This is a genomic window from Sulfolobus tengchongensis (genome assembly GCF_036967215.1).
GTDB lineage: Archaea > Thermoproteota > Thermoprotei_A > Sulfolobales > Sulfolobaceae > Saccharolobus > Saccharolobus tengchongensis_A.
Window position 1 is genome coordinate 571,692 of the sequence record NZ_CP146016.1, and the last position, 24,800, is coordinate 596,491.

The 24,800-nt window shown below is 34.2% G+C and carries 19 protein-coding genes; 8 read left to right on the plus strand and 11 right to left on the minus strand.

The genetic code is table 11. The annotated features are described in order from the left end of the window. The first annotated feature begins 86 nt into the window (after positions 1-86). On the plus strand, positions 87-1,556 hold the full coding sequence (locus V6M85_RS02820) for a CoA-acylating methylmalonate-semialdehyde dehydrogenase (RefSeq protein ID WP_338602743.1): 1,470 nt from the start codon (positions 87-89) through the stop codon (positions 1,554-1,556). Between the two features lie 5 nt (positions 1,557-1,561). Here the strand turns inward: V6M85_RS02820 and V6M85_RS02825 are convergent, their stop codons facing one another. After that, a complete protein-coding gene (locus tag V6M85_RS02825) occupies positions 1,562-2,233 on the minus strand; it encodes a helix-turn-helix domain-containing protein (RefSeq protein WP_338602746.1) in 672 nt (223 codons plus the stop codon). A 792-nt stretch (positions 2,234-3,025) separates the two neighbouring features. Between V6M85_RS02825 and V6M85_RS02830 the strand changes: the two genes are divergently transcribed. Then, positions 3,026-4,417 (plus strand): MFS transporter, encoded by a 1,392-nt coding sequence (locus tag V6M85_RS02830; protein WP_338602749.1) that lies wholly within the window; start codon positions 3,026-3,028, stop codon positions 4,415-4,417. Between the two features lie 426 nt (positions 4,418-4,843). Here the strand turns inward: V6M85_RS02830 and V6M85_RS02835 are convergent, their stop codons facing one another. The 6 genes from V6M85_RS02835 to V6M85_RS02860 form a co-directional block, all read right to left on the minus strand. Next, a complete protein-coding gene (locus tag V6M85_RS02835; RefSeq protein ID WP_338602752.1) occupies positions 4,844-5,485 on the minus strand; it encodes an SWIM zinc finger family protein in 642 nt (213 codons plus the stop codon). A 4-nt stretch (positions 5,486-5,489) separates the two neighbouring features. Continuing rightward, positions 5,490-7,862 (minus strand): DEAD/DEAH box helicase, encoded by a 2,373-nt coding sequence (locus tag V6M85_RS02840; protein WP_338602754.1) that lies wholly within the window; start codon positions 7,860-7,862, stop codon positions 5,490-5,492. 20 nt (positions 7,863-7,882) lie between these two features. Next, a complete protein-coding gene (locus V6M85_RS02845) occupies positions 7,883-8,158 on the minus strand; it encodes a hypothetical protein (protein WP_338602756.1) in 276 nt (91 codons plus the stop codon). Positions 8,159-8,338: 180 nt separating this feature from the next. Then, positions 8,339-8,758, minus strand: coding sequence for a hypothetical protein (locus V6M85_RS02850; protein ID WP_338602758.1), 420 nt, complete (start codon positions 8,756-8,758; stop codon positions 8,339-8,341). Beyond that, positions 8,745-8,972, minus strand: a complete 228-nt coding sequence (locus tag V6M85_RS02855; RefSeq protein ID WP_338602761.1) for a hypothetical protein — start codon at positions 8,970-8,972, stop codon at positions 8,745-8,747. The genes V6M85_RS02850 and V6M85_RS02855 overlap by 14 nt, the downstream gene beginning before the upstream one ends. A gap of 96 nt (positions 8,973-9,068) precedes the next feature. Then, positions 9,069-10,376 carry a transposase gene (locus V6M85_RS02860; RefSeq protein WP_338602764.1) on the minus strand — a complete coding sequence of 436 codons (1,308 nt, stop codon included), beginning with the start codon at positions 10,374-10,376 and terminating at the stop codon, positions 9,069-9,071. Positions 10,377-10,704: 328 nt separating this feature from the next. Here V6M85_RS02860 and V6M85_RS02865 point away from each other — a divergent pair, with 328 nt between their 5' ends. Beyond that, positions 10,705-10,893 (plus strand): hypothetical protein, encoded by a 189-nt coding sequence (locus V6M85_RS02865; protein ID WP_338602766.1) that lies wholly within the window; start codon positions 10,705-10,707, stop codon positions 10,891-10,893. A gap of 328 nt (positions 10,894-11,221) precedes the next feature. Here V6M85_RS02865 and V6M85_RS02870 read toward each other — a convergent pair whose 3' ends face one another. Then, positions 11,222-12,130, minus strand: coding sequence for an oxaloacetate decarboxylase (locus V6M85_RS02870; protein ID WP_338602768.1), 909 nt, complete (start codon positions 12,128-12,130; stop codon positions 11,222-11,224). Positions 12,131-12,231: 101 nt separating this feature from the next. On the opposite strand from V6M85_RS02870, the gene V6M85_RS02875 reads away from it, so the two are divergent. The 4 genes from V6M85_RS02875 (at position 12,232) to V6M85_RS02890 (ending at position 14,820) form a co-directional block, all read left to right on the plus strand. Then, a complete protein-coding gene (locus tag V6M85_RS02875; RefSeq protein ID WP_338602770.1) occupies positions 12,232-12,891 on the plus strand; it encodes a helix-turn-helix domain-containing protein in 660 nt (219 codons plus the stop codon). Positions 12,892-13,049: 158 nt separating this feature from the next. Further along, positions 13,050-13,214 carry a hypothetical protein gene (locus V6M85_RS02880; protein ID WP_338602772.1) on the plus strand — a complete coding sequence of 55 codons (165 nt, stop codon included), beginning with the start codon at positions 13,050-13,052 and terminating at the stop codon, positions 13,212-13,214. Positions 13,215-13,228: 14 nt separating this feature from the next. Continuing rightward, a complete protein-coding gene (locus tag V6M85_RS02885; RefSeq protein WP_338598132.1) occupies positions 13,229-14,134 on the plus strand; it encodes a transposase in 906 nt (301 codons plus the stop codon). Between the two features lie 197 nt (positions 14,135-14,331). Next, on the plus strand, positions 14,332-14,820 hold the full coding sequence (locus V6M85_RS02890; protein ID WP_338602774.1) for a DUF3782 domain-containing protein: 489 nt from the start codon (positions 14,332-14,334) through the stop codon (positions 14,818-14,820). Positions 14,821-15,402: 582 nt separating this feature from the next. On the opposite strand, the gene V6M85_RS02895 is transcribed toward V6M85_RS02890, so the two are convergent. After that, positions 15,403-18,297 carry a thermopsin gene (locus V6M85_RS02895; protein WP_338602776.1) on the minus strand — a complete coding sequence of 965 codons (2,895 nt, stop codon included), beginning with the start codon at positions 18,295-18,297 and terminating at the stop codon, positions 15,403-15,405. Positions 18,298-18,781: 484 nt separating this feature from the next. Here V6M85_RS02895 and V6M85_RS02900 point away from each other — a divergent pair, with 484 nt between their 5' ends. Further along, positions 18,782-21,679: a hypothetical protein gene (locus V6M85_RS02900; protein ID WP_338602778.1), complete on the plus strand. Its 2,898-nt coding sequence runs from the start codon at positions 18,782-18,784 to the stop codon at positions 21,677-21,679. A 150-nt stretch (positions 21,680-21,829) separates the two neighbouring features. On the opposite strand, the gene csa3 is transcribed toward V6M85_RS02900, so the two are convergent. Together csa3 and V6M85_RS02910 are read right to left on the minus strand one after the other, a co-directional pair. Further along, positions 21,830-22,438 (minus strand): CRISPR-associated CARF protein Csa3, encoded by a 609-nt coding sequence (csa3, locus tag V6M85_RS02905; protein WP_338602780.1) that lies wholly within the window; start codon positions 22,436-22,438, stop codon positions 21,830-21,832. 948 nt (positions 22,439-23,386) lie between these two features. Then, a complete protein-coding gene (locus tag V6M85_RS02910; RefSeq protein ID WP_338602782.1) occupies positions 23,387-24,619 on the minus strand; it encodes an ATP-binding protein in 1,233 nt (410 codons plus the stop codon). Positions 24,620-24,800: the final 181 nt, after the last annotated feature.

Sequence of the window (24,800 nt, forward strand, 5' to 3'; positions counted from 1 at the left end):
ACTATTATGCGAGTTGTGGAGTGTCTCAAACATGTTATAATGAGATATTTAAATCATCGATAAGAGTCCAATTATGATGAAAAAGTATGTTGGAAGAGGTTCAAAGCAATTATGGTAGACTTAAGTTATATATTAATGGAGAGTATGTTAATTCCAAAACTGAAACTTGGGGTAAGGCTTACAATCCAGCTAAAGATGAAGTAATTGCCGAAGTACCCTTTTCTACTAAAGATGAGGTTAGACAAGCAATACAGTCAGCGCAAGAGGCATTCGAAAAATGGAGAGAGGTCCCTGTAACTCAAAGAATTCAATATTTATTTGAATTAAAAAACAAATTGGAGGAGTACTCAGAAACTATTGCGAGGATAGTAACTCAGAACCACGGTAAGACTATTCAAGAAGCTAGAGGCGATATGAGACGAACTATAGAAAACGTTGAAACGGCGATAGCGATAGTCTATACGTTAGCAAAAGGAGAACATCTAGATCAAGTTTCGCAGGATGTCGATGAAAGCACAGTCAGAGAACCATTAGGGGTTTTCGGAATAATTACTCCATTTAACTTCCCCACAATGGTACCATTCTGGTTCATTCCTTATGCTATAGTCTTAGGAGATACAGTTGTAGTAAAACCATCTGAGATCACGCCAGTACCAATGGACTTCATTACCAAAATATTTGAAGAGATAAAATTGCCAAAGGGCGTGATTAATGTAGTTCATGGAGCTAAGGACGTTGTAGATGAATTACTTTCCAATAAACTAATTCAAGGAGTAACATTCGTAGGTTCAACCAGGGTTGGCAAATACATTTATGAAAATGCTGGTAAATATGGCAAAAAAGCAATTGTGCAAGCTGGAGCTAAGAACTTCATAGTGGTAATGCCAGATGCTGATTTAAATAAAGCCATACCATCAATTGTTTCAGCCTTCTTCGGTAATGCTGGGCAAAGATGTTTAGCTGCGGCGAATTTAGTTGCTGTAGGTAATGTTTACGATGAGATTAAGAGGAAGTTTGTTGAGGCATCTAAGCAATTGAGAATTGGCTATGGACTGGATGAGAATGTCGATATGGGACCAGTGGTAACTAAGGACGCTAAGAAGAGGATCATGAGTTATATAGATAAGGGTATAGAAGAAGGAGCAAAACTTCTATTGGATGGTAGGAACGTTAAGGTACCTGATTACCCTAATGGTTACTTCTTAGGTCCAACAATATTCGATGAGGTGACTCCAGAAATGACTATTGCTAGAGAAGAGATCTTCGGACCAGTAGCGTCAATTATTCACGTTAGAGATATTGATGAGGCAATTGATATGATAAATAGGAGTGAGTATGGTAATGCGGCATCAATATTCACAACTTCTGGTTATTATGCAAGGAAGTTTAGGAGGGAAGTCAATGCAGGAAACATTGGTATAAATATTGGTATTGCTGCACCTATGGCATTCTTCCCATTTGGTGGGAGAAAAGAGTCATTCTTTGGAGTGTTGCATGGTCAAATCGATAGTGTGGAATTCTTCACAGATAAGAAAGTGGTAATATCGAGATGGTGAGATAGTTAAGCGCCTTCATTTTCTTCTAATTTTTTCAATAAATTATAAAATTCTATTTCTTTCAAATATCTCTTAATTATCTTGTGCTCTGCAGATCGTAAGTGATACGTGAACGTGGATTTACTTATATCAACAAGCTTAGAAACATTATCAGACTTTATCCTTCTAGGAAAATCGAAGTATCCAGTCTTGTAAGCGGTTAGTATAATTTTAAGTTCTTGTGGAGTTAAATCCTCCTCTTCTACGTTAAATTCCGCATTCTTGATTAAATGTACAGTACCTTTGGATTTTAAGTCTTCTACAAGCTCATTTATATAAGATTCATACACTAATGCTCTCCAAAACTCCTTCCCATTATATTTAAAACCATTTATTACAATTCCATTGTGCGTATATAGTGCATCCAGTACGCTATTTTTGAATTTTTTCCTGAAATCAAACAAAATTCTTCCATTTTGATCTAATTTAAGTGTTGAATATCCTAGAAAACTATTACTCTTCTTTATCCTACTAATCAAATTTTTATAAGTCCTATCAAAAATAATAATCGATCTTATATAGTTTTTTTCAGAGTCAACTGAAAAGTTTACAGTCCTAACCATGTAGTTACCAACATAACTAGTCCAACAATTTTCATGTTCTATTGCGAATGTAATTTCAATTAACTTATCTCTCAACAAATCCCACGTATTATATAATAAACATCAGAATTTTTAAGCTTTTAATTGTAGATAAGATGCGAGTTTTGGGAAAAGTTTATTGAGGAATGTTAAGTTACAATCATCAAATTCAAGATACACTTTTGGAAAAATATGATACTAAAGCGTTTCTCTTAGTTTGTGGGGTATCTGAAAATTAAGGTTATTCTCTTGGTTAAAACTATTCGTAAATAAGCGTTAAGTATTCAAATGGTACATACATTATTTCAGTGAAGCGTTAATTTCAGTTAACTACTACTCTCATTAAAACCTCAAGTTGAAGTTCATTTCCTAAGATCATAGCATTCCACTCCATACTTTATAATCATAACTGAACACCTAATCCAAGAGCTTTACTTAGTAAGGATTTCCAAAAACTAATATCTAATAATACTAAAATATAAATTAAATTAGGAGAGAACTAAACCCACCTACAGAAATATAAAAAAGGCAGATCATAAGTTTATATACAATATATATTATAATTAAGACAAGTTGTTTATTAGGTATCTAAAAATTGAGATTCTTCTATCAATCGCAACTATTCGTAAAATTAGCATTAAGTATTCAAATGCTATACATTATTAAGGTATGATGTAAAATGTGATTCACATTTTATTGTTAAATACTTTTTATTCTATGATATTATTACTGCTTAATGCATTCGGTTTTTCCAACTCTCCTTTTTCGTATACCCATAATATTTTGACAAGTAATAGGGTGTAACTTGAAGAAAACATCTACATTTAATTTTAATCTAATTCATCAAATATGTTAGAGGCAGACTTATATTTACTGAACGAAGTTAACACCTTAATGGAACCTACTCCATATGACAAGTACGGGAAAATAAGCGTAGGAAAAATACTAACAGCAGCAGGCGCAGGTACCTTTGTGGACTTTTATGAATTTTACGTGTCAAGTACGGCAGCAGCTGTTGTCTGGCCTATAATATTTTTTGGACCTTTAACTAGCTCTAAATCATTCGCTTTAATACTATCATTTTTAACATTTACAGTCTCATATCTAGCGAGACCCATAGGTGCATTCGTTTTTGGGCATATAGGGGACAAAATGGGTAGAACATCAACTTTAGGATTAGCGTTAATCATAACATTCATTGCAGTGCTCGGCACTGGTTTATTGCCAACTTATGCCCAAATAGGAATACTTGCAGTTGCTCTATTAATTCTTTTCAGATTTATGTTAGGAATTTCACTGGGAGGAGAATGGGGAGGAGCTACAAGTTGGGTATTAGAATACGCTGAATTTAAAGGGCATTCTCATAAAAGAGCATTTTATGGAGGACTATTAGATTTAGCAATCCCACTAGGTGTAGGTGCAGGAGGTGTAGCATTTGCACTAAGCGCTGCATATACTGGTAGCTCATTTCTAACCTTTGGGTGGAGAATTCCCTATCTGGCTGGCGCAGTCATAGCCATAATAGGTGCTATAATAAGATTTAGAATGCTAGATAGCCCACTATTCAAGAAGGTTCAAGCTGAGAAACAAATAGCTAGAATACCAGCTGCGGAAGTATTTAGAGGAAAAAGAGCACTGATAACATTAGGCGCAGCGGAAATATACGCATATGCATTAGTGGTTAATGTGTTAGTAGGAGGACCTATAGCTATACTATATCTTTCTCAAGCTAAATTAACTGGAACTCTTGGACTACCACCAGCTGCCTTTCCAGCATTTGCAATAGGATTAGCTAACATATTAGCAGCCGTGGGTTGTGTAATAGGGGGTATCTTAGGGGATAAAATAGGAAGGAAATATGCTATTCTAATAAGTTTAGGTTTAGTGCTTGCACTGTACTATCCATATGTGTTGGCAATGGCAAGTTTAAATCCCATCGCCATCATAGCGGGAAGTGCTATTATAATACTAGTTGACGTTATGGGAACTGGACTAGTTGCTTCATGGTTACCAGAGCTATTCGAGACAAGGTTTAGATATTCTGGTGCTGGATTAGCTGGAGAGATTGGAGGACTTATAGGAGGTCTAATAGTAGGTTTAGTATCACCAGCGCTAATAGCTAATGCTTCTGGGATAAATATAGTGTTTATGGGAATATTCTTAGTTGGAGTAATATATTGTGTTATTACAATATTCATTACATTACTGATGCCAGAAACTAGGGGAAAGAAACTTGAATAGTCTTAAATGAAGAGATTTTTTAATAATCTTAAAAATTTTGCATCTAATTGTGTACGAAATTCAAACTTTTCTTTTTAACGATCAGTTTATTCTAGAATTTTTTAAATTATTCCAGTAGATATCAATAATAATAATGATGATCTATCTGATTTGATTTTAGTTTGTGGAGCATCCAGAAACTAAGTTCCTTCTCTTAATAAGAACTATTCGTAAATAAGCGGTAGGTATTCAAAGGATACATACACTAGATTTGGTTTAATCTAATTTCTGTCACGATCAAAAAATTCAAAATAACTACGCTCTGACGCTCTCATGAAATTTGAAATGATATTCTCTATATTATTTCAAAATTTAACGTATACTTTTCGAACGATTGATGAATAGAAGAGAATGTAATTTTATAAAAATCCGAGTATTTCATGAAAATTATATTATGCCCTCTATAACCTTTCTTAATAATTCTTTGCTTATCTTACTCATCTTCTTATAGATTTGCTTTAGTTCTCCACTCTCTATTGGTTCATAATCATTATAAAGTATTGACATCAAACTTTCTAAATTCCATGTAATCTCATTGGGATCTCCAATCAGATCCTTAATTTCAAAAGACTTATTTTCACTAAGTCCTCTAAAAGTTAAGTAGTTACGTACGTCCTTTTCAAAAAGCTCTGCAGATGCCAGTTGTACTGCCAATATGTGTTTGCAAGGTCTTGCATAGTCTGGGCAACTGCAGGAAAATATTAGATGCTTCGGCAATAGTGACAGTCCTTTATTGTTTAATTTTATCTCTAAATCTACGGGTAAGGAATTCTTTTCTATTATTTTATTTAACTCCTCAGAAACGATTTTATTCTCCTCTTTGGTGAAGAGAGGTGCCTCTATCCTTACTTCATATAACATATTACCTTGAACTTTAGCGATTATTTTCCCTTCCTTTATACTAATTGACTTAACTCTTCCCTCTTTGAAGTACTCAAACCCCCTTTTTCTTCTATGTGTATCCATATCCGATGAGATCATACTTATCCAACTCCTAATAAACCAAGGCTTATGTGAAAGAGAGGGCATACTTTCACCTCAACTCCAATATCTTTCTCAATTCATCAGTTGACAAATTAGTTAGAACTTCCTCTCCAGTTTGTATTAATTCATTATATATTTTACTTTTAGCACTTATTATTTCATCTATCTTCTCCTCTATTGTACCAATCGTAACCAATTTGTGAACTATCACATTTCTCGTTTGCCCTATCCTATAAGTTCTATCTGTTGCTTGATTTTCCACCGCTGGATTCCACCATCTGTCATAGTGGATTACCCTGTTGGCTGAGGTCAGATTAATACCAAATCCTCCAGCCCTCAACGATAAGATAATAATCTTCTTATTCTCATCTGAGTTAAATGCTGATAGAATATCATCTCTTTCCTTCTTATCTAAAGATCCGTGGAAGAATGGAACTTCAATGTTAAATCTCTTTTCCAGCATATTTTTCAGTATGTTCCCCATTTCAATGAATTGCGTGAAAATGGCTATCTTATCTCCTTCATTTATGGCCTCATCCACTATTTCCATAAGCCTCTGCAACTTTCCTGACCTCTTCATGGAGAAATTGTTGTCGTTTTTTATTAACGCTGGATGATCTACAACTTCCTTCAACCTAGTTATAACAGCCAGTATTGAACTCTTTCTCTTTACTCCCTCAAATTGATCAATTTTAGAAAGGAAATCATCAACTATAGCCTTATACAGGGAAGCTTGTTCCTCAGTAAGATTACAATACTCCTTTATTTCAATTTTTTCTGGCAAATCTGAAATAACATTTTTATCATTCTTTGTTCTCCTCAATATAAATGGTGAGATAATTTTCTTTAGGGCTTCCTTGACCTCATTATCTCCTTTCTTGATGGGTATGGAAAACCTTTCCTTAAATTCATTACGAGTACCTAGTAAACCAGAATTCAAGAAGGAAAATATTGACCATAAGTCGTCTACTCTGTTCTCTATGGGAGTTCCAGTCAACGCGATTCTGTATTTACCCTTTAATTGCCTTATTAACCTGCTTCTCTTAGTTTCTGGATTCTTGATGTTTTGAGCCTCATCCAATACTACGAATTTCCAGTTCACTTTAGTTAAATAACTCCTTAAAAGTAAAGTATTATACGTCGTAATGTAAACGTCTTTTCTACCGTAGTTGTCAATCAAAAATGAAAGCACATCTTCCTCTTTATCGCTACTGCTTATCCTCACTTTACCTTTACCATGGATCACCGCATACGATAATGTAGGAGCGTATTTACTTATTTCATCTTCCCAATTCTTCAAAACTGAAGTGGGGCACACTACTAGTGAGGGAAAAACATCTTCTTCCTCCTTAGTCTTAGCTATTGTTGCTATAGTTTGAATTGTTTTTCCTAATCCCATATCATCTGCTAAGCATACACCAAATCCCAATGAAGTCATGAACTTCATCCATGAAAAGCCTCTCAACTGATATGGCCTTAATTCTATATTTAACTTAGGGGGTTCAGACAATTTGAACTTCTGGCTTTCAATGTTTTTTATTAAGCTAGTTATCTGATCACTCTCAACGTAACCGTATAGTGATTCCCTTAAAAGATCAACCTTACTAATCTCCTTCTTTTTCAACTTTTCAATGATTTTCCTTACTCTCTCAATATCTTTTGCTGGAACTTCAATAATTTTACCGCTTAATTCTATATATGGTCTATTTTCCTCAGTCAGCTTCTCAAATTCCTCTGGAGAAATTTCAACGTCTCCTAACGCTATCTTGTAGTCGAAGTCAGCAATTTCCTCTTTGTTCAACAAGTCCAATTTCTCTACCTTTATGATAGGTTTGACAGTAGTAATACTCTTTATTAATACTTTATATCCCTTCTTATAAGAAAGTGAAGTCAGAATTTTCATAATTCTATCCAATTTATCCCTTTCTACGTAGAACGGTTTATCGTAATCTAGATATTTTGTTAAATCCTTAAGAAGTTCATGAAATTCGTCTCTCATATAGGAAATCTCATAAGGTATCATGACTTTTCTCCGTAAATCGTAAAGTCCTAATGTCACCTTATAGTAATCTTCTGAGGCCGGTATTATTAAGAAATAAAGAGTGTAGTTAGAAGATCTAGACAATATTGAATGATTTAATAAAATCTTATAGTCCTCCTCATTTAGAGAATTCCTCGCTATGTAATCAATTACGAAGCTTATGAACTTCTTCACGTTCTCCTTTCTCATATCCTCCTTAATCCAATACTCTGCAGGCATCGAATCTATAGGTACAACTCTCAATATTTCATTTAATAAGTTCTCATCAATTACCCAATTTATCTTATTATCTACTATTTCAGGGTAAAATCCTCTTCTTTCTGCAACTAGAGTGAGAACAAATAATGTGACGCTTAACCAAAATAACATCGAATTAGACATTACAACATTTCTAGTTTTCGCTAATAATAGATTAAGAATATCATTAATAGTGATTTTAAATGCAGAAACTTTAAAAACAGATACATTAGAGGCTGAAGTATAGGGATAAAAGACAGGCTTATCATCCTTTGCGGGAAAAGAACATCAATAACTGCTAATGCTTCAGGATTAAAAGTGAGTTCATGACGTAACTTATCTATAATCTTCTTCTTAACCGAGCCTAACTCTTTTTCATCGGAATCTTCAACCCATATATAAAAGTCTTTCCCATCCCATGTTCCATGTAATACTCTCACAAATGAAAACTAGTATTAAAGCATATAAACTTTGAGTTTCAGACTTTCATGTTTCACCTCTAACAATCAAACCATTTTTTCATAACTTGTCTAGTTTGTGGATTTTCTGGAAAATTAAGGCTATTCTCTCTATCAGGACTATTCATAGAATTATCGTCTAGTTTCCAAATGATACACACACTATAGCTTGTCTAAAGAAGAAGACAAGATTGAATCTCCATAAACCTTATCCCTCTCTCCTCTGACCTTAACTATCTCATTGTGTGAAAAATCATAGAAGGAGAATTGAATACAAAATATATTAAATTCGATGAGATCAAAACCCTCCGGGTAGTCAGCACTTCTAACTGGTAATGACCTAGTAAAGTCTACCACTCTTAATGCTTTATTTCTCACCTCTGTATTTTCTTGAAGGATCTTTATCCTATTTTCGATCATCCATCGTGAAATCCACAGTAGAGGAGTTTCCGTTCTTATCTCGTTTAAGACGTTTTCAGTTATGAAAATTAAATTATAGTAATTAAATATAAGGTCTCTCTTATCATATCTCACCCAATCTATTAGGAATGAAGTATCTGCAATTGCGTTAGTCGACTGCAATAATACCAGCCTTAATTCTCAGCTCATTAAACTCATCAACAGCAAGCCCTGCTAACTTAGTTCCATTATAAATATCACCCGTTTCTATGTAGTATTCTATTGCTATTCTCAGTTTAGGTGGTAATGAGTTGATGAAGTCCCAGTTGGCAGACTTCCTTCTAATCTCCCTAGCCTCTTCCTCAGCCTTAGCTATTCTCCTTAATTTCTCGTCCACGAAATCATTTATGCTAAACCAACATAAAAATTTAAAGTCGTGAGAGTTTAATGGAGAGAAATTACACACTATCTCCTCTATCAAGGGGTTTGGGTCTCATTGAATTTCATATATTTTGTATTCAATTTTAGACCCTTGGACTTCACCGAAGTCGCGTATGCTCATCCCTCTCCGTCCCATTAGGGGGATAACCCCACTCACCTTACGGTGAGGAAACCCCCACATCTTAAAGTTAAATTTCCTCAAGTACTTCTTGAAGATATTTAACGAAGCGTTAAATTGCCTATCCAAAGTGAACCCACATTTCCCACACCTAAAGGTCTTGCCAACCATTCGGGAATTAACCCATCCACATCTAGGGCAAGACCTAGATGTAAAGCGTGGGTTCACCTCTACCACTTTACAACCGTAAAATGAAGCCTTGTATTTTAACACACTAACCAACTTCCTCCAAACGCTCCTTGAAAGCTTCCGCGAAAGAGAATTGCTAGCGTCATCAAACATACCTTGCTTATTCAACTTTTCAAAAACTAGAACGTGGTTGTTGTAAAGACCTAGGATAAAATTAGCCAACTTGTGAACAAGATCATTAACCCTATTCCTCTCACGATGGGAATACTTTGCCAAAAGCATTTTACCTCTCTTTAACTTCTTAGAAGCAATTGATTGTACTTTACCCCTCTTCATCTGCATTGCGTATTTGAGAGAGTAAAGTTGTTTCAGAGAGATCGTTACAAACTTCTCTCCATCGTAACCATCTAGGGAGTATAAGTTTGAGTCAAAGGAGACAACTTCAAGGGGTGTTGTTGTGGGCAATTCTTTTCTGAAAACTAGGTAAACCTTATCCTCCTTGATTATTGGTTCTGTTAGCTCCATTCCCTCAACTCTTTTAGAAAACCAAGTTTTATCCCATGAATACGTTATGTACTCGTGAGGTTTAACTGTTATTCTAACGCTCTTGCCAATGACTTTTCTAAGCGTTGTTTTTATCCTAACGTAGCCTTTCTTTACGAGTGGTGGTTTGAATTCTGCTTTTCCTTTTTCAACTCTTCTTCTCCATGATTCTAGGATTGAGTAGATGTCGTGGATTGCTTGGTCGATGTAGTGTTTTGCTAGGTCTTGTTTGTTTTCTTTCATTAGGTAGTCTCTTATCTCCTTGTATACTTCTTTCTTTTTTGGTAGGGTTACTTTCATTATTTTCTTCTTTTTATTATTATTATTCTTTTTCTCCTCTTCTCTTGTCTCTATTCTTCTGAATAGGTATTTTATTCCCTTGTTTAGTAAGTTCACGTATGCGTGGATTAGTTTTTTGCTTTTCTCCCTCTCATTGTTTTTTATTGTGTAAGTGAGGTGTATGTATTGTTTCTCTTCTGGTTCGAATGTTTTTATTCTCAAGTTTCTCAATGTGTTTCTTCACCTTTTCTTGTTTTTGTTTCTCTTGATTTTTAATGAGGGAGAGTAGGGTGTTAGTAATATCTTCTTCTTATTTAATTCTTATGCCTTTTCACGTCTGAATCTCATTTTCTCAGATGGTAGTTTTTGTGGTTTTATGTATCCTTGTTTTTCACGTAGTCTTCCAGTGTTTTGTAGAGATTGCTATTTTTTGCGTACTTCTTTTTGTCTTAAGTATTGTATTAGGTATTAGTATGTAAAGTATATAGATTTCACGCTTTTATGGAAACTATTTTCGACGGCTCAAAAAGATTTGAAGGAGGAATTTGCGATAAAGTCTATGTGTTACTTCCTAAAGAGCCCGATGATAAAAGAGCTATTCCAAATATTTAGTCAAACTCCAATAGGGATAATTTCATCAGATGGCAAAGTAATACTTGAAGCAAAGCCTAATCCTTTCAAAAATGATGATGCTAAGAGAGAATTTCTGTCTCGTCTTTACTCATTTGACAAATATTTCGTATACTAAAATAAATTCGTAGTTAACTTTAAATATGAAACTAAAGCATATCATAAGATCATAAATTAGTACAATTAAAGTAAGAACTCCATGCATTTATGATAATAAATGAACAACAAAAGTTTTATTTCTAGGTCCCTTTTGAATTTTACATCTAAATTTTTTAAGTGCTCAACTAAAGTCCCGAAAATCGAGATATAATATGCTTTGTGGGATGTTTATAAATTATCTGGTCTAAGACGTTCTTTTTACTATAAAGAGAATGTGAAAGAGTAACGTAGATCTTGAAAAGCCCCACAAAGCATAGACGACATAAAAAATTACAATCTTAGGTAACTCAAATCTTTTTTCTCTCCTTAGTTACGTATTTCTTTTCGAGTTCTTGAACCTCTGGTAATCCAATGAAGTTTAAGAAGTCCTTAAATGGATACAGCTTGTTCATTACATTAATAGGTGTTCCGTCTTTCTTAATTGTTTCCAATACCTCTTTTACTGCTTTTGTGGCTGAAAGTAGAGCGCTTATAGGGAAAATAACAATCTTGTAACCTAATTTCCTTAATACATCTAAACTCACTGGTGGAGTTTTTCCTCCTTCAGCCCAGTTAAATAATAATGGAATACCTTTAAGCTCTCTCGCTATCACCTCAATTTGCTCAATACTTTCGGGAGCCTCAACGAAAATTACATCAGCTCCAGCTTTATAATACTCTTTCGCTCTCTCCAATGCAACCTCTAACCCTTCAACTGCTATCGCATCAGTTCTCGCTATTATTACGAAATCCTTTGATAATTTAGCGTCTTTAGCTGCAGCTATCTTCTCTACCATTTCCTCTAATGGAATAACTTGCTTTCCAGTTATATGCCCACATTTCTTAGGAAAAACTTGATCCTCAATGTGTATTCCAGCAACTCCTACGCTTTCATAAGCCTGTACAGTTCTTATCACATTAATTGGGTTGCCATAACCCGTATCTGCATCAGCTATAACTGGTATATTAACCGCATCCACTATTCTTCTCGCATTATCCACCATTTCCGCCATCGTTATCAATCCCACATCTGGATACCCTAACATACTTGCAGCAGTTCCAAATCCAGTCATGTACACTACGTCAAATCCCGTTGACTCAATTAACCTGGCAGTTAGAGCATCATATGCGCCTGGAGCTAAAATTAAATCCTTATTCTCCATGAGTTCCCTCAACTTTTTAGCTCCATTTATTTTCTCTTTAATTAACCTGCTCATTTTTCAAACCCTCCCATAATCTTAAGTATTTAAACTTCTTCATTTTTATAATAACTTCTTGTATCATATAAGCTTATTAGATTACGAGCAAATTTATCATTATGCATTATTCTAAGTATCCATACAAACTCGTTAATGTTAGACTTTTGCACAACGGATGCTGGACCAGTTACGTTGATGATTACGTAGTCAGAAGTCTTGGAAGATCCTATCAACCAGATGATAACGCTGTGAGATCCCTAGTAGTGGTTAATGCAAAGTCAATGAAAGTTTTGATGAATTTGAAAGATGAGGGTAAGATTAAGGATATAGTGAATGTACACAGATATGGTGATAATTTCGTAGTTGACATTTTACAGAGTTACAACAATTCAATATTATCAGTTCTGAATAAATATGGTGCGATAATTTTGGATACTGTTAAAACTAACAAGAGGGAATTTTGGAGCTTTTTAACCTATGAATACAAGATACCTAAGATAATCGATGACCTTAAAAATTTAGCTGTAGTAGAGAGAGTTAAGGTAACGGATTACGATCCTAGTATTAGAGAAATTAACTTAACCGAACTGGAGTTAAAGTGTTTAATTACGGCAGCTAAAGCAGGTTATTTTGACTATCCGAAGAAAGTTAGAGCAAAGGAACTAGCTCAGATTCTAGGTATTAAGGAATCCACATTCATATATCACTTGAGAAACGCTCAAAGGAAAATGATAAGTAAATTACTTAATGACTTGGACTTAAATGAAAATTTACATTAAATTTATATTTTGTAAATTTTTTCAAGATTACTAGGAGGAAATAACGTTCTCTTCATATTAACATTAACGTTCCAAACCAGATAGTTTTACAAATACCCAACAAAGTACTTTCCGTCCCGTGTAAAAGCTTATTTAATAGGATTGAGTAATGTTAAATGATGGCACTAAAAGAAGAGATCTTGAAACTCCTCAATGAAGATGAAGAGTTCAGAAGACAAATTGAGAACATATTGGGATTAAATGTAATAAAAACTATAAATGAATTAGCACAAAACGTAAATAGTTTGTGGAGTTTCTCTAGAGTTAAGGTTAAAATGGCATAATACCAATGATAATCATGTCCTCTGAGGAAAGGAGATACACTAGAGATTGGTCAAAGTACGACGAGAACCTCATAACTAGATACGAGATGATATTCCCCTACTACGTGTTTGAACATTGGTACGAACTTCTAGAGGAGGATAACAAGAAGGCAAAAACAAGACCCTACAAAGCACCACTCATGTTCAACCAATTCCTAGCCTTCCTCTACGTATTCTTCACATACAGAGAAATAGAGGGAATTCTGAGAGCACTATACAAAATGGGAATAATACCAGTATACCTAGACTACAAGACAATCCACCTAAGACTAAAAAACATGCAACTAGACTTCAACAAAGTCAAGGATGAAGTAGAACTAATAAGCGACGGCACGGGAATAAGCGTTGAACAAGGAGGTAGGTACATAAGGGCAAAGTGGAAAAAGGGAGGAAAGGGAAAGTTCCTCAAAATAGTAGTTCACGTTGATGCTAATTCCATGAAGGTTTTGAAGGCTGAGGTTGAGAACTCTGAAGTTAAGTCGGCAGTTAAGGTAATTAAGGAGGTAAGTGAAGGGGGTGGGAGGGTTACGAAGTTTTATGGGGATAAGGCTTATGATTCTAATGCTATTTATGATCTAGTTCCTGAGGTTGTGATTCCGCCTAAGAGGTCGGCTAATGTGGATAGGGCTAGTCCGAGGAGGCGTGATACTATTTTAGAGTATAGGGAGTCGCCACGTGATTGGAGTAGGAAAAGGGGTTATGGTAAGAGGTGGAGGGTTGAGGTTGTGATATCTGCTGTGAAGAGGATGTTTGGTGATGGGATTCGCGCTAGGGGTGTTCTTCAAGGTAAGGCTGCTCTTTTGAAGTTTTGGGTTTATCACGTTATGAGGGAGATGGCTGATTTCTTGGTGGGTGAGGTTCACGCGGTTCGCGTGGCGTAGCGTGTTATTTAATGAGTTTAGTCTAGAGTAAATTTAGTGAAACAAATTTATACTTCGCAAAGAGATAATTCAGATACTACACACACTAAAACGTAAATCAATTAACTCAACGAGTAGATCAACTAACGCAGACTGTTAATGAATTAGGACAACGTATTGATCAGCTAGCAAAGAATCAAGAGGTTTTACAAAGATTAGTGGGTGAAGTAACTCAGTCTGTTAATCAGCTTATAAAGAGGCAAGATAGTTTCATTTCTAAGATCGAGCGTATGGATAAAGTTCTTGGTTCTATTGGTAGTAGGTGGAGTTCTCTTTATGAGAGTTTAATCACTGATTTCTTAAGGGAGTTTTTGGAAAAGGAGGGTCTTGATTATAACTGTGTTAATAAGTTTTCATTTAAGGATGATAAGGGTATTTATGGTTTTAAAGGTAGGAAATACGAGATTGACATATTAGCTAAAGAAGATAAGGTGTATATGATTGAGGTTAAGTATAGTGCAGAGGATAAGGATGTTGAATGGTTTGATATCAGATGTAAAGTTATCAGAGAAGTTTTAGGATTAACTAAACAACCAGTTAAGTTATTCCTAGCGATTACAGCTAAAAAAGATGCCGTTGATAGGGCTAATGAACTGGGAATCAAGATGATAGCTGAGGATATCTTTGAGATACCGAAGAAAAAGTAAATAAGCCGTGGAAGACTGTTTCTGTCTTAGCGTAAAATTTATATAATTGCACACAGTCTAAAACATAGTAACCTTACCTCAGATGTGGATGGGAAATTCCCGAATGGGGTAAGGATAGTTACAAGATGTGGGGGTTTCCTCACCTAAAAAGGGTGAGTGGGGTTATCCCCCTAATGGGATGGAGAAGGATGAGCATATGCGACTTCGGTGAAATCCAAGGGTTGAGAGTTGAATACAAAATATATGAAATTCAATGAGACCCAAACCCCAGTGAGACTTTTTTCTCATCTATCTTAGCGTCAATAAATCCGTAAAAAGTTCTTAAACGAAGAGAAATTACAGGCATTTGAATACTTAACGCTAATTCTACTGACAGTTCTGATCAGGAGAACAACCTTAATTTTCAGATACCCCACAAACTATAATGATGGTCTAAAAAGCTTATGATACTAACTAGCAGGGTCAATTCTTATACTCTGAGCAATTTCTCTATAGATCTCATGACGATTGCTTGTCAATAATATATAGGTTAGAAGTGTAAAGGTAAAGGACAGTGGGATTCAGAATGCAATGTAACGTTAATTATTTCCTCTTCCTAAGGATTATAACTGAGACAATAACTGAGATTGTTATTATAGCTCCTATTAATCCAATAATAAGGTAATTAGGAACTTCAACAAACCTCTCTTGTATGGGCTGATCCACCGTAATTGAAATACCCGATGAAACGTTATAAGTTCCAACATATTTACCCATCAAATAAAATGGTACGTTGGCACTTAAGGTTATTACAGAGCCATTATTAACCCAAATTGACTCTCCATTTATAACAACAAGATATTGTCTCTGAGTAGTTATGTTTATTGTTATGGGAGTGTTTAAGGTAAATGAATTTGATGGTGTAATCTTAGTTATAATACATCTAGTTTGATTATTAACGTAATATGTATAATTCAAGATTTTTATATAAGATCCAGAGTTTATCCAGGAGGAGTTTAGGTATCTCTCTGATCCATTTATTTCCCCTTTTACTGAAACTTTTGATAAAACCTTAATGTAGTACTGATTTACAACTTTTACATCTACGTTTATGTGGTTATTTACAATGAAAGACTTTGGAGAGATTGAGATGATTATGTCTCTTTCTAGAGGAGTAACGTAATATGTTATGTTTTCTATGTTGACACTTATCCCGTAATTGTACCAACCGCTATTGAGACTCACATTTTGTCCGTTGATCAACGCATATATTGGTATTGTAGAGTTAACTGTTACGTAATACTGATTTACAACTTTTACATTAACGTTCATGGGCTCTTCAACAGTGAAAGTAAATGATGGTGACAATGAGGTTATAATTTCTCTTTCCATGGAAGAAATATAATAGGATAAATTCTCTATTTGAACCACGTCACCTTGATTAAACCAGTTTGAACTAAAAGATTCGTTTTCTCCATTAATTAACGCATATAAAGGAATAGGAGAGTTCACGTTAATGAAATATTGAACTTGATAATTTACCGTAATAACTTCTGGAGCGGTTATTATACCAGTGTAATTTAATGCTATGGCTCTCGTATCTGGTTCAACTCCATTTAAAATTTTGGTATAGGTGTAAGCAGAATCGTAGTTTACCCATACAGTAGCTGGAGGTGAAACACTTCTCATTTCGTTGAAGTACTCATAATTAATTGTAGGTATTGTGAAAGTTCCATTTCCTATTAAGTTATAGTAAAAAGTGACCTCATCTTGCTCGTAATAAACAATATAAAGGGAGCCCTTAGATGTAACTACTCCAGAAGTGGTGTTTTGTGTAGCCCATCTAATATTACCATCATTTATCACATTTTGAATTGTGTAATTAGTGCCAGAGGGTAAACTTATGGTTTGTCCATTTTGAAGAGTAACAGTTTCAGTCGTACCATTGGGAAAGTTAAAAGTTATTGTAGGTAATGTTGGAGGTTGATTTCCAATAAAGGAATATGAGAAGGTAATAGGAACTGTCTGAGGTTGAATTATGAGACTCAAGTTTACTTTTGAATAGAATCCATTGAACAGATAACCATAAATTGAAATATCCTCTACTCCATAAGGTAAGTCATATATTGTCAGAGTATCTTCAGCTTTACCATTGACATAAATGGGATTTGTTTGAAAAGTATAAGGATATGTGGAATTAGTGTAAAGGGTAACATAACCAAAACCGTTAATCTGTAAGGTGACTATAACCTCATGATAAAGAATGTTATAATTTACAACTGAAATGCTAAAGGGACTAACGTTTGTAGATACTGCCTCTCCTTGAGTGGTAACAACGCTTGCTTCACCAATCATTTGACCATTCGAATTAAATACAATAATTCCATATTCCATTGGATACAATGTTAAGCAAACTTCTCCTCCATTAGAGAATGGAACTTTAAAAAGTGATATATCATTTTCTACCTCAGATAAAGGTACTGACGCGTTAAAAACTATCGCATAACCACTATTAACTCCCGTATTAATCTTTAAAGTAGAGATTGTATCCTGTTGCCATAACATCTCCAGAAACCCTACTCCAGCAGTGATTCCAGCTACATATTCACCGTTTGAAAGAGAATAATATGACATGACGTTAGCATTATTTACCTTCTCAGCTGTGTCAAAACCATAATTGTACGCATTTCTTACTCCCTGAAAATTGTGCCCATTCCAATATTCTAAAGATAAATATAATAAAGTAGAACTGTATAAATAAGCACAACTACCTCCACCTGGACCAGTTAAAACTAACTCAGCATCATAATAATTCCCAGAACCAGTATATTGATAGCCATCAACTAGAAAGGAGACATTAGAGGCATTATAAACATTTGTAACAGTGACTCTATCGTAGTTTATCCATCCATATCCATCGTTATACCAAAACATAATTACTGGCTGACCAGCGGAATTTTCAGTGACATTAATAAGCAAATAGATAGTTGTGGGTAAGGTTAAGGAAACCCCATTACCTGGAGTGGAAGCGCAGTAGTAATAATAGGACATTCCACTACTATTACTATAACTAATTTGACCATTGCCAACAACTCCAGTTACACTTGCCTTATAAGCCGTGAAATTCCATATATTGTCTAAAAAGAATATTTGATGTGTTACAGTGTTAAAATGGGCTACATCCTGAGTCCATAAAGCGTAAGTTTGACCATTATAGTTGTAGTTTAAAACTAGATTTAATTGAAATTCAGCACATGGAGTATTAAATGAACTTTCAGCTGAAAGACTGTATAAGTCAATAACCCCTAAAAATTGCGTCGATTCCCTTATAAATGGACCATTAGGACTTACTCCTATATCTGAAATACCCATTGGAGCTGGTTCAGAAAAATATGGGTTTGTATTTATACCTTGAGGCACAATCTTTCCTGCCAGTAATTTATTTTCCCTAGGTACAGATGAAATTAAAATACTATGGGTAGAAATTATCGTTGGCATTAAGAAATTTAGTAGCAAGAGAAATATCATAAAAAGTCTTATCATAAGTTTCTAGATTATCTACTTATATCTAATATTTAAATATTTCTCTATAGCTGAACTTTAAAATTCTAACCTATGATAATGACAGCGCTTTAGGAAGTGTTCTTTGATAAGATAATAGTAGTTAATGAAAATTAATGCTTTAGTGACACTGTTTAATTTAAGATTCGAATAAGGTTAATCCTTCCTTCCTTTTTTTAAATGATTATAAAACGTATATATTTAAAATTAAGTCCAATTCTATAAAGAGAATTCTTTATTATCTTTTAACGAAAAAGGTCATTAAGGGGTTTTCGTAAACTGCTAAAGTAAATTAAGTTTTCATGACTTCTATGTAACATTCCCTTCCCTAAGATTGCATAGTTTTCATGGGTACTGTGAAATTCAGCTACTTGATACACTAGAAATATTTATTATGTATAAGATGCTATACTTATAGTTAATGAAAGGGAAAATAAGAATTTGGATTAAAATAATTTTGCTAGAAATATTTATCTTATGTATATTACCAAATATATCTTTAGTCACTGGAGTTTCCATGACAACTCCTCTAAATCAGTCTGTAATAGCTACTAACAACGGTAGTTATAATAATTCATTTAATAATTCTAATGAGACTAAGTTTTTATTACAAATGAACGAACGTCTTTTTAGCCTTCAGAGAGAGGAGTTTTACTACTCTAATGGGACAAGTAAGTTGTCGGCTGTAGCTAATTCACCGTATTTTGGGGGATATCCGTTTTCCATAGATTACAATCCTTATACCCCAGTTTTAGTGGGTGAGACTAAGACGTTAACTACTGGATATTTAGGGGTGAATTGTTATTATGGTTTAAGCTTTGGGGTGTATAATGGAACATTAAGGATTATCATAACTGAAGGGGATACGGTACTTTATTCTGGAATAATTAGTGGAAAATACTTTAACTATTTTTCAAACATGGCAACAGTTCCCGGTAACAGTTACAATTATGTTAACTTTAAAGGAAATGGTAAACCACTTACTATAACTGCTACTAATCTAGGAAATACAATAGCGTTAATCGCCTTTAACCTGTATTCAGCACCGATAAATAATGAGACTGCTCGTTATATAATGTATCCACCTCAATTTGCCATAGATATTTCCCCACCGATTACACCATTAAATACGGGCATGTCATTTATTTTAAAAGCTCCTAAATATACCCAACCAACAAGTTTTGCAATATGGATAGGAGAAGGGTATTTTGGATCTAATGAATTTTGGTGGGCTCAGATCGGTTTTAACAACTGGTGGGGCTATCTGAATGTCTCTTATGCTGGCTGGGGAATATTTTCGAATATAAAATCTGTGGGTACTGTAGGTGGAACTGACCATAATTATCCGTTGATACCTGGCGATTATTATAACTTTACCATGGTTGACATATCTGGTACTACTTGGGAGTTCATGGTAAATGGTACACCAATAGTTGAAGGAAATTTAACGGGATTTATAAATACAACCACACAGTATGCAAACTACGGTGCTGCTATTGGACTTGAAACAATTACTGCAAACGCTGGGATTGATAACCTAAGTGTCCCTGGTATAGTACCAGTAATGATGGAATTTAAAATAAATGGAACATGGGTGAAAGAAAATTATACCCAAGTAGATGCAATAGGCGAGAATTTTTGGAATGGTAATGCAACTGCGTCCTATGCAATGGACTTACCCGGATGGGGAATAGAAAGTAATCTGCAAAATAGTTCATTGAATAATGATACATTATTGTTCGGCTTTAATTATTATCCTCTCGTTGCACTTCCTCTACCTAGCTATCGAGTATTTTATAATAATTATGTTGAACCCATTAATGGTTTTAGTCCATCCTCACTTCGCTTATCTACATATGGTCCAGAGTTAGTAAAACCGGTAATTACAACTAATCAAATTACCCTAAATTCTTCAAACGTTACTTTAGCTTATGTGGTATTCTTAGGTGATAGTAACAGAATCATACAAATGATTCCGGCAATAGTAAACGGTTCGTATACGTTAAGTGTGCCACATAATGCAACAGCAATCCAAATTTATGCAACGAACCAATACTACAATGAATTTCAAGGCTATTATGAGAGACTATATAGTAATGTAACGTTTGAAGAGAACAGTTTACCGTTAGGTGTAAAATGGTCTGTGACTTTTAATGGGATAACGAAGACCTCAACCTCAAATGTAATTACCTTCAGCGAGATTCCCATAGGAACATATAACTATAGTGTATCGACGATTAAGGGATTTATTCCCTCTCCAGTAATGGGAACCATAACGGTCAATGGCACTAATTTAATTAAACAAATAATGTTCATTGCAATAAAGTATAATATAACTTTCAGTGAAACTGGTCTACTTCAAGGAACCACTTGGTCAGTTACGCTTAATGGTTTAACGAGAAGTTCGGATACTCCTAACATAACTTTCAGTGAACCTTACGGTATTTACACATTCGTTGTGAGGAACGTATCAGGTTACATTCCTTCATTTTATTATGGGAATTTAACAGTCAACGGTAGTAACGTAATAATACACGTTATATTTAAGGTGGCATTATATCGGGTTTTATTTATCGAAAACGGCTTAGTTAATGGGACCTCATGGAGTGTGAAAATATCGGGGGAAGCATTTAATGGTTCCCTTATTGAGAAAATGGCTAACTCAAGTAACAGTGAGATCACTCTCATTTTACCAAATGGTAATTATTCCTACTTAGTTTCATCAACTTCGCAATACGTAAATGTTTCTGGAACTATAAAGGTTAGCGGTCTTTCTATTATCGAATCAGTGAACTTCACTCCGAAACTTTATCCCATAAAGTTCATTGAGAATGGTTTAGCGGGCAACACCACATGGTCTATTACCTTAATTGGTAAGACGTTTGAGGGAAAAGCAACCAACGTAACCTTAACGTCTAATAATAGCGTAATAGTTTTCAATGAGCCTTATGGAAATTACTCCTATATAATTAAATTGCCACATGGATATAATACAACTGAAGAGAAAGGGAGCATAATGATAAATGGAAGTCAAATTGTTATTAAAATTACGATACAAAAACAAATAGAGAAGAACGTTACAACTACAAGTGAAACTAAGTCAGCTACAACTAACAATAGTAATAATACTAGCAGTAGTTCCGTTACAACTAGTAGTATTGAAAACACCTCCACTCTGACAACTCAACAAAAAAGTGTTCAGTATATCAGTAGTGTCTCCTCATCATTATTATCATCTATTCCTTTATTATATGCAATTGGCATAGCCACTATAGTAACAGCTTTTGTGATACTAATTCTAGTAAGTAGAAAAAGATAAGAGATTTTTGTAGTTCGCTAATCATTTTTGATGGATAACTTAAAATGGAATTTGCTAATAATACAAAAGCACAGAACGATGATATATGATATTGAACATGTAGTATATAAATTTTATTGGTATGAAAAAGTTTTTCGTTTACCTGAAAAATCAAGATAAGTAGATCTTCAGAGCTATTTCTCCCTTAGTCGTAATCTCATTATTTTTGTCCAATAAACCCAACTCCCTTAACTCCCTAACCCTCCTCCACACAGTAGATACTGGCATATTCAAAACCTTGTGAATAGAGTTAACGGTTTTATACCCCTTCTTGATAGCATTTAAGATCATGATGTGATCATCTCCTATCGATTTGGGGAAGAGAATATCTGAGATCTTAAAGGTGATTAACGTTTTAAAATCCTCAGTTTCTATTTCCACTTTAGCATCAATATTGAGGATTAGGAAAGTAGAAAATACTGCCAGAGTTAACGACCTCATACCTCCACTTAAATTAACTACAAATTCATTTCCTTGATTAGATAATATAACCTTACTTAACTTACTAATAACCTCAAAAAAGTCATGAGGATCTACCTCTAGAATTTCTTGGTTTATGTTAGCTATCTTAAGAAAATCTGAAAATGACTTCAAAGCCTTTTGAGATTTCTCCTCATTAAAATAACCTATAATAATAACTTTCTCTAAGTTAGAGTTGTTTCTCATAACAGCCCTAACTTGAAACTTCTCCTCGAAGCCTAGGGTTACAATCAGTATCATAGCTAAAATTTTGAAAACACCTCCTTAAATTTTTGCCTAATGTGAAAATAAAGGATCGTAATTTTTCATTAGCTTGAAAAAGATTTTTTAGAGACGAAATGAGAATAAGCATTGCGTTTTGCTAATCGTTATAATAATTTAATTCAACAGTAGTTTGTGGGGTATCTGAAAATTAAGATCTCTTCTCTTAATCAAAACTGTTCGTAGAATTAGCGTTAAGCATTCAAATGGTACACACACTAATTCAATAGTAGATAAACATTATCATGGAATTCGTTTGTTAATTATGATATTAATCACTTTAAATTCCATGGAGGATTAACGCTTATAGCTTGTAGAAGAACTACTAGAGATCCTTCAATCATCTTTCAATTCCATAGAGGATTAACTGAGGGTTTTTAACCCTCTTCTGATTTTTTCCCTTTCTTCTTATAAGTTTTTCTCTTCCTTACTTTTTGTATTTTTCCCTTTTTGTAATGTATTTTATTCAATTCCCGGGTTTGCTTGGGATTTTGACGACTTCTCTATAGAGATAATTAATTTAGGTTAACGTCCTAGCTGAATCGAAAGTGAGGGGAAAGGGAAATAATGGGAAAATCCGGGAAGAATAAGTACAATAGTAACATATAAATATTTAAAAACAATAAAATAGAAATTATTATTTTTAATTACATCTTTTATAAACTATATAAATTAAAAAACATATCATACAGTAGCTTATTTTTTGTTGGTATCAAGAGTTGAATGTATTTATAATGCCACCACGAAGGTATAAGACAAACTACTCTAAAATTTCACAATATTTCTGCTGTAAGGCTATGAGGAAATCACACTCCCAAGAATTTGTAGCCTCGTAACGGTATTACAGATACACTCTTAAAAGCTAGGGTAAAAATCCATTAGCACTAAATCATATACCTATATGACTACAATCTCCTTCATTATTCTTCACTTTAACAAAAACTTATACAAAGGAATTACTTTTATCTCTCTATTCTCAACCTTTTCAGTATATTCTAAGTCCCAGCTCACTATAATAAGCTCCTTAGCTCTATTCTTTTCTCTTATTAAACCTTTTATTTCTCTTTCCTCGATCTTATCCATAGCATAAGTGACTTGAATTAATCTTGAATTCTCCTCATCGTAAAAATCCACCTCATAATCATTTCTTATGAAGTAAATTTCCCCCATTTGTTTTTGTCTTAACAAATGCAAAGCTACAACGTTTTCCATCAACCTTCCTTTATCTCTACTTTTAACCGCTATTGATGAGATTAGTCCGGGGTCAATAATGTATACTTTCTTATTATAAGTTAACCTTTGCTTTACCTTTTCCCCATACCTTGAAATTGGAAAGATTAAGTAAGCATTTTGTAACCCAAAAAACCAGTTCTCAATAGTCTTATTATCAACCCGTAAAGTTTTAGCTAAGGAATTCAAAGAGACTTCATTAGAGTAAAGTGATATTATTGACCTGCAAAATTCCCTGAATTTCTCTATCTCCCTAATCTTTAGCCTAGAGATTATATCTTTAAAGAGAATATCATTGTATATGACGTTAAGCTGAGATCTACCTAAGATTAATGCTTCTGGAAATCCTCCAGTAATCAAGTAATTTTCTAACTCCCTCTTTAACTCAGCCACTTTTCTAGTTGAATAGAAAGATTCCTCCTCAACTTTTATTCCCTTAAATCCTAAGTATTCCTTGAAGGAAAAAGGGAAAAGGATATAATCACTATGCCTTCCAGTTAAATAAGTTGCTAACTCCCCACTCAGCATTTTAGAGTTACTGCCCGTAATAATTACCCTCTTAGTATCCCTTAACCTCGAAATAAATAATTCCCATCCTTCAACATTATGTATTTCATCAAAAACTAAATAATCAACCTCGCCGTAAAGTTGATAAATTGCCTCTTCTAAATGCCTTAAATCATTAGCTGTAATTCCTCTTAGAGCTTCATCGTCAAAGTTAACATAAGTAAACTTCTTACCTCTCATTAACCTGATTGCTAAAGTTGATTTGCCAGATCTCCTGACTCCTAGTATTGCTAAAGCGTTTGGTATAATAAGGTAATGTAATAAGTCTGGGACATCTCTATCAATTATCCTTTTATCGTTAAGCTTTTCATTTGCTGTCTCTTGTTGATCAGAAACTATTCTTTTCAACTCTTCAACATTCATTGTGGAGTATATTCCCAAAAGTTAATTTAAACTTTTTGGAGTGTACTCCACAATATGCGATAGTGTGTGTACCATTTGAATACTTAACGCTAATTCTACGAATAGTTCTTATTGAGAGAAGGAACTTAGTTTCTGGATACTCCACAAACTATGAGAATCGACAAATAATACGAGCTAAATT

Excerpts from the sequence above, each read along its gene's own strand:
- V6M85_RS02820 (WP_338602743.1), top strand. The coding sequence starts at position 87 with ATGTTGGAAGAGGTTCAAAGCAATTATGGTAGACTTAAGTTATATATT.
- V6M85_RS02830 (WP_338602749.1), top strand. The coding sequence starts at position 3,026 with ATGTTAGAGGCAGACTTATATTTACTGAACGAAGTTAACACCTTAATG.
- V6M85_RS02835 (WP_338602752.1), bottom strand. The coding sequence starts at position 5,485 with ATGCCCTCTCTTTCACATAAGCCTTGGTTTATTAGGAGTTGGATAAGT.
- V6M85_RS02840 (WP_338602754.1), bottom strand. The coding sequence starts at position 7,862 with ATGTCTAATTCGATGTTATTTTGGTTAAGCGTCACATTATTTGTTCTC.
- V6M85_RS02865 (WP_338602766.1), top strand. The coding sequence starts at position 10,705 with ATGTGTTACTTCCTAAAGAGCCCGATGATAAAAGAGCTATTCCAAATA.
- V6M85_RS02870 (WP_338602768.1), bottom strand. The coding sequence starts at position 12,130 with ATGAGCAGGTTAATTAAAGAGAAAATAAATGGAGCTAAAAAGTTGAGG.
- V6M85_RS02875 (WP_338602770.1), top strand. The coding sequence starts at position 12,232 with ATGCATTATTCTAAGTATCCATACAAACTCGTTAATGTTAGACTTTTG.
- V6M85_RS02880 (WP_338602772.1), top strand. The coding sequence starts at position 13,050 with ATGGCACTAAAAGAAGAGATCTTGAAACTCCTCAATGAAGATGAAGAG.
- V6M85_RS02885 (WP_338598132.1), top strand. The coding sequence starts at position 13,229 with ATGTCCTCTGAGGAAAGGAGATACACTAGAGATTGGTCAAAGTACGAC.
- V6M85_RS02895 (WP_338602776.1), bottom strand. The coding sequence starts at position 18,297 with ATGCCAACGATAATTTCTACCCATAGTATTTTAATTTCATCTGTACCT.
- V6M85_RS02900 (WP_338602778.1), top strand. The coding sequence starts at position 18,782 with ATGAAAGGGAAAATAAGAATTTGGATTAAAATAATTTTGCTAGAAATA.
- csa3 (WP_338602780.1), bottom strand. The coding sequence starts at position 22,438 with ATGATACTGATTGTAACCCTAGGCTTCGAGGAGAAGTTTCAAGTTAGG.
- V6M85_RS02910 (WP_338602782.1), bottom strand. The coding sequence starts at position 24,619 with ATGAATGTTGAAGAGTTGAAAAGAATAGTTTCTGATCAACAAGAGACA.